This window comes from Devosia sp., assembly GCF_040509215.1.
GTDB lineage: Bacteria > Pseudomonadota > Alphaproteobacteria > Rhizobiales > Devosiaceae > Devosia.
In genome coordinates, this window is record NZ_JBEVLL010000273.1 from 1 (window position 1) to 5,884 (window position 5,884).

A 5,884-nucleotide genomic window follows, 5' to 3' on the forward strand; every position below is an offset into this window, starting at 1 on the left:
TCTGCTTGGCCCAGGCGCTCAGCGACCAGTATTGCAGGCCCAGACGGCGGCGCACCCAGTTGATGGCGATGTTCACGCGAAGCGCGAAGTTGTAGGCCCAATCCCCGACATGGGCGAGCCATTTGGCGTTCATTACCACCACGTCGAACTGGTCGCCATGGATCACGAGATAGGTGCGACCGGTCGCTGACGTGTGGATCGTGCGATCCACCAGCTCGATCTCGCCGAAATAAGTGCCGAGATACTCACGCAGGAATTCGTCGTGATTGCCCGGCAGATAGACGACGCGGGTGCCGGCCGTTGCCTTGTCGAGCAGGATTTGCGCCAGGACGTTGTAGTCCTCCGGCCAGTGCCAGGCCTTGGCCAGACGCCAGCCATCGAGAATGTCGCCGACCAGATAAATGGTCTCGGCGTCGTGCAGGCGCAAGAACTCGATGAGTTGTTTAACCCGGGTCGGCTTCATGCCCAGATGCACGTCGGACAGGAACAACGCCCTTACGCGCCGCACCTCGCGGTCATCCGTCATTGCCCTCTGGCCTCCAAGTTACCGCAGCACTTTAGCTTCGCAGCGCGACGGAGGAAACCGGCTTCGTCAGAAAGAGGTGGAAAGCCCAACGATTCCTTGGGTATCGCGCCCTATTCCAGGCGCTGTTTGAGCGCGACGATGCGGTTGTAGCTCCTCTCGATGCGCTCGGCGAAGGTTGGATCGCTCTCGGCCTGCTTGACGAGGATATCCAGAACCTCCCGCGACAGCGTCGGCCGCTGATAGCCGGTATTGGAAAAGAGCAGGATATCCATCCCGGCCTTCACCCCTTCGATCACGGTTTGCTCGAGCGTAAAATGATCGCGAATGGCACCCATTTCGAGATCATCGCTGATCACCACGCCATCAAAACCAAGATCGGTGCGCAAAACCCCATCGATCCAGCGTGCTGAAAGCGAAGACGGCGTCTGCCCATCGCTGTCGGCGTAATCCGCATGATAGAGATGGCCGACCATCACCATGTCGACGACGCCTTCCGAAATCAGCTCCTGATAAGGCTTCAGTTCGTCTTCCGACCAGGTCTTGGTGATATCGACAAAGCCCTCATGGCTGTCGGCGGTTGATGATCCATGTCCCGGAAAATGCTTCAGGGCCGTCGCGAGACCGGCCTTGTGGTGCCCCTCGATAAACGCGCGATCATAGTCGACGACAGTCGCCGGATTTGCGCCAAACGCCCGGCCAAACTTGGCGATCACCTGATTGTTGGGATTGGTGTTGAGATCGGCGACCGGACCGAAATTGACGGTAAACCCTTGCGCCGCAATGCCCTTGGCCATTTCGCCATAGACCGCTTCCGCTTCCTCCGGCGTATCCCGCGCGGCAATTGTTGCGGCATTGGGAATTTCGGTGAAGCCGACGTCCTTGGTCAGCCGCTCGACCGCGCCGCCTTCCTGGTCGATGGTGATGAAAGGCGGCAGGTCCGGCGACGCTGCGCGGAATTCCGCATTCATCGCCGCGACAGCCTCAAGGCTGGCGACGTTCTTCTTGAGATACATGACGCCGCCGAGCCGGCCGGCCGCCAATTCCGCTGTGATGGCCTCCACGCTCGCATCGCCCGCGCCATCGCCCTCAAAGCCCATGACGATCATCTGCCCCGCCATTTCCTCAAGCGTGGCGGCGTGAACAGGCACGGCAATGGCTAGGCATGCGACGGCAGCGGCGAATATCGGGCGCAAAACGGGACTCCGGCGGGGCGAATCTGACGCGCAGAGTGGCCACGAAAAGCGGGCGAGACAATGGTCGCGCCCGCTTTGCTCGCGAAAGCGTTAGCCAGCCGGCTTGTTTTGCCGGTTGGCAATCAGGTCATCGACCACGGCCGGATCGGCCAGCGTCGATGTATCGCCGAGAGACCCAAAGTCGTTCTCTGCAACCTTGCGCAGAATGCGGCGCATGATCTTGCCCGAGCGGGTCTTGGGCAGGCCCGGCGCCCACTGGATGAGATCCGGCGTTGCGATCGGCCCGATTTCCTTGCGTACCCAGCTCTTGAGCTCGGCCCGCAATTCGTCGGAGCTGCTCTCGCCCGCCATCAGGGTCACATAGCAATAGATGCCCTGCCCCTTGATGTCGTGCGGATAGCCGACCACGGCCGCTTCGCTGACTTTCGGATGCGCCACAAGCGCGCTTTCGACTTCCGCCGTACCCAGCCGGTGGCCGGAAACATTGAGCACGTCGTCGACGCGACCAGTGATCCAATAGTAGCCGTCATTATCGCGCCGGCATCCGTCGCCGGTGAAATAATAGCCCTTGTATTGGGTGAAATAGGTCTCGATGAAGCGCTGGTGATCGCCATAGATCGAGCGCATCTGCCCCGGCCAGCTATCGGCAATGGCGAGAACGCCTTCGGCCTTGGTCTGGCTCTGCACCACGCCCTCGGGCGACAGCACCACAGGCTGCACACCGAAGAACGGCTTGGTGGCGGAACCCGGCTTGACCGGAAAAGCGCCCGGGAACGGGGCGATCATGTGCCCGCCGGTTTCGGTCTGCCACCAGCAGTCGACAATGCCGCAGCGATCCTTGCCCACGTGCTTGGAATACCAGAGCCAGGCTTCAGGATTGATCGGCTCGCCGACCGTACCCAGAAGGCGCAGGCTCGGCATTTCGAATTTGTCGACGAAGTCCGAACCGGCACCCATCAGCGCACGAATGGCTGTCGGCGCGGTGTGGAAGATATTGACCTTATGGCGCTCGACCACCTGCCAGAAGCGGCTGGCATCGGGCCAGGACGGAATGCCCTCGAACATCAGCGTCGTCGCGCCATTGGCCAGCGGCCCATAGACGATATAGCTGTGGCCAGTGACCCAACCGACGTCGGCAGTGCACCAGAAGACTTCGCCACGCTTGTAGTCGAAGGTCTTCTCGTGCGTTAGCGATGCATAAGTGAGATAGCCGCCCTGGGTATGCAGCACGCCCTTGGGCTTGCCGGTCGAACCGGACGTATAGAGGATGAACAGCGGATCTTCCGCATTCATCGGCTCCGGCTCATGGAACGGTTCGACGCCCGCGGCGGCCTCGTGCCACCACACGTCGCGCGAACCCTTCATCGGCACATCGGCGCCGGTATTGTGGACGACGAGCACCTTGCGAACGCCCGGGCAATCCTGCAGCGCCTTGTCGACATTGGCCTTGAGCGCCACCGTCTTGCCGCCGCGACGACCTTCGTCGGCCGTGATGACGACTTCGGAGTCGCAGTCGTTGATGCGCCCGGCCAGTGCGTCCGGCGAGAAGCCGCCGAAAACCACCGAATGCACCGCGCCGATACGGGCGCAGGCGAGCATGGCATAGGCAGCCTGCGGAATCATTGGCAGGTAAATGGTGACGCGGTCACCCTTCTTGACGCCCAGCGATTTCAGCACATTGGCGCAGCGGCACACTTTCTCGTGCAGCTTGCGATAGCTGATATATTCCGGCTCATGGTCCGGATTGTCCGGCTCCCAGATGATCGCGATATCGTCGCCACGCTCGGCCAGATGCCGGTCGATGCAATTGGCGGCAACGTTCAGAACCCCGTCCTCAAACCACTTGATCGACACGTTCGGATACTCGAACGTCGTGTTCTTGATGGTCTTGGGAAAGGTCACCCAATCGAGGCGCTTGGCCTGTTCGGCCCAGAATCCATCCGGATCCGTGACCGAACGCTCATATTGCGCAGTATATTGCTCGCCCGTCGTCTGGGTATGTGCGATCGCGGCCGCACTTGGCTGGAACAAGAGCTCTTCGCTCATTGTCATCCTCCCTAGTCTCTCCCGAGAACCGTTCTAGAGAGGGGCGTGATGCGCCGCAAGCCCTTGACTAAGCGACCGAAGTGGAAGGCCACGGGTCATTAACGGCATCGCGCTAGACTAATGTCGCAGATTTGCGCAAGGGAGCGATCAATGGCCGAAATGACCATCCGTGCCGCCAAGCCCGAGGATGTGCCGCTGATCCATGCCGAGCTCATGGACGTGATCGCGACCTCGCCGCACTATAGCGACCGCTTCAAGGCCCATGAAATGGGTCGCCTCAACAAGACCTTTCTCCACAACCTCTTGGCCATCGACCCCTGGCACATCATGATTATGTGCGCCGATGGCGTCCCCGGCGGCGCAATGGTCTCCGGGCCCGAATGCGGCGCCGTCTTCCGTTACTGGAGCTGGGTGTTCCCTTCCCATCGCCAGACCAAGCTCGGCATGTTCGGCATGCGCGCCTTTGACGAGCACTGGGACAAGAAGCGCTTCCACAAGGCCTTCACCTTCGTCCGACCGGACAACGAAGTCGCCCGCATGCTGCTCAAGCGCTACGGCTACAAGGAAACGGTTCTCCTTGAGCAGCACATCTTCGGGCAGGATTATCTGCTGATCGAAAAGTTCTACACCAAAGAAGACGAAGGCTATGACAGCGGCGTCAATATCGGCCGCCTCGGACGCCTCAAGAATCGGTTGAAGGGTCTCGTAGGGGCCTGAGGTTCCTACTCTGCCGCCGCCACGCGTCGCCGCGAGCGGAACCACTGCATGATCGACACATCGACATGTGCCGTATGCAGCGCCGTCAGCCAAAGCGCGACGGACCAGATGCTGATGGCGAAAATGGCCGCCAGCGACGCACCAACGAGCCCAAAGCTCGGCACAAGCAGCAGATTGCCAAGGAACAGCGAGACCAGCCCCAGCGCAATTGCCGGCAGGCTCGCCCATGGCCGGTCATGGATCGACAGCACGATGGAAGCCGGCCCCATGGCCGAACGAACCACCAGCGACAGGCAGAGGATTGCCAGCGGCATCGCCCCGGCAGAAAACTCTGGCCCAAAGAGCATCAGCGCAATCGGCGCGCCAACCAAGGCAACGCAGAACAGCAGCAACGCCACCCCGCTCGCCACCACATTGGCCTCACCCACCTTGCGGTTGAATTCAGTACGATCGGCCTTGGCCTCGCTCTCAAACATGTCGGGCATGGTCACGGCATAGACCGCAGCCACGCCGAAGGACACGAGCGAGAAGATGCGCGTGCAGACGCCAAAAATCGCCAGCTCCTCGCGGCCAAGCTGATGGCTCAACAGCAGGAGATCGATGTCGAAGAAGAAGTCCGTGGAAAGGCTGATCACCACCCAGGGTAGCGCAAAGCGCCACCAGCGGCGATTTTCGGGCGGAAGATCATCCTCGCCGAGCGGAATCCTCGGCAGGCTCGTCACCACAAAGCCGAACTGCACAGAAGACACGACGACATAGCCGACACCGATGCACCACAGCATCTGCGTGAAGCCGGCTTCCGGAATGCCGACGCCCAGCGCCACGAGGAACGACGCCAACACGATCATCGGCCGCAGCAGCGTATCGGCAAAGAAGCCCGCGAAAGGTCGCTTGAGACCAATCAGGGTGGCACTATTCACATAGACCACGGCCGTACCCAGCGTCAGCAGCGCAAACGGGACGAAATGCAGCGCCACGGCGCTCTGCCCTTGGCCGATAAAATCAAGCAGCATGGGGCCGGCGACGATCAGACCCGCAAAGGTCAGGATCACAAATCCGTAGGACCGCGTCAGAAATGCCAGCAATTGCCGGCGATTGCCGCGCGCCCGGTATTCCGCGGCAAAGTAGGTCCCGACCGTGTGATAGCCGAGCGGCATCACCACCGACACGAGATTGACGCTGGCCACAACCAGCAGGAATTCACCGAGGAGATCAGCGCCCCAGAGCCGCGCAATGAGCGCCTGGGCAACGAAGATGAAGCCGGCGCCGAAAATACGGGCCGCAAATATGATGGAGGACTGCGAGGCCAGCTTCCGGGCGAGGCTCATTTGAACGACTCGTCCCAGACATAGGGTTCCTGGTCCGGTCGCGCCTTGCTGCTCCGCAGCCCGTCGATATGCCG

General features: G+C 61.1%; 5 protein-coding genes. 1 reads left to right on the forward strand and 4 read right to left on the reverse strand.

Translation table 11 applies throughout. From position 1 onward, the window contains the following. The 3 genes from ABW043_RS15515 to acs all read right to left on the reverse strand — a co-directional run. Positions 1-526, reverse strand: a 526-nt coding sequence (locus tag ABW043_RS15515; protein WP_353922105.1) for a UDP-2,3-diacylglucosamine diphosphatase, incomplete at its 3' end; no start/stop codon positions are given. A 110-nt stretch (positions 527-636) separates the two neighbouring features. After that, positions 637-1,719, reverse strand: a complete 1,083-nt coding sequence (locus tag ABW043_RS15520; protein ID WP_353922106.1) for a glycoside hydrolase family 3 protein — start codon at positions 1,717-1,719, stop codon at positions 637-639. Positions 1,720-1,809: 90 nt separating this feature from the next. Next, on the reverse strand, positions 1,810-3,765 hold the full coding sequence (acs, locus tag ABW043_RS15525; RefSeq protein WP_353922107.1) for an acetate--CoA ligase: 1,956 nt from the start codon (positions 3,763-3,765) through the stop codon (positions 1,810-1,812). 150 nt (positions 3,766-3,915) lie between these two features. Between acs and ABW043_RS15530 the strand changes: the two genes are divergently transcribed. Continuing rightward, entirely contained in the window at positions 3,916-4,482 is a 567-nt protein-coding gene (locus tag ABW043_RS15530) for a hypothetical protein (protein ID WP_353922108.1), read from the forward strand. Between the two features lie 5 nt (positions 4,483-4,487). Here the strand turns inward: ABW043_RS15530 and ABW043_RS15535 are convergent, their stop codons facing one another. Next, positions 4,488-5,810, reverse strand: a complete 1,323-nt coding sequence (locus tag ABW043_RS15535) for a lipopolysaccharide biosynthesis protein (RefSeq protein ID WP_353922109.1) — start codon at positions 5,808-5,810, stop codon at positions 4,488-4,490. Positions 5,811-5,884: the final 74 nt, after the last annotated feature.

Bases quoted from the DNA above. Each gene is read 5' to 3' on its own strand.
- ABW043_RS15535 (WP_353922109.1), bottom strand. From the start codon at position 5,810: ATGAGCCTCGCCCGGAAGCTGGCCTCGCAGTCCTCCATCATATTTGCG.
- ABW043_RS15530 (WP_353922108.1), top strand. From the start codon at position 3,916: ATGGCCGAAATGACCATCCGTGCCGCCAAGCCCGAGGATGTGCCGCTG.
- acs (WP_353922107.1), bottom strand. From the start codon at position 3,765: ATGAGCGAAGAGCTCTTGTTCCAGCCAAGTGCGGCCGCGATCGCACAT.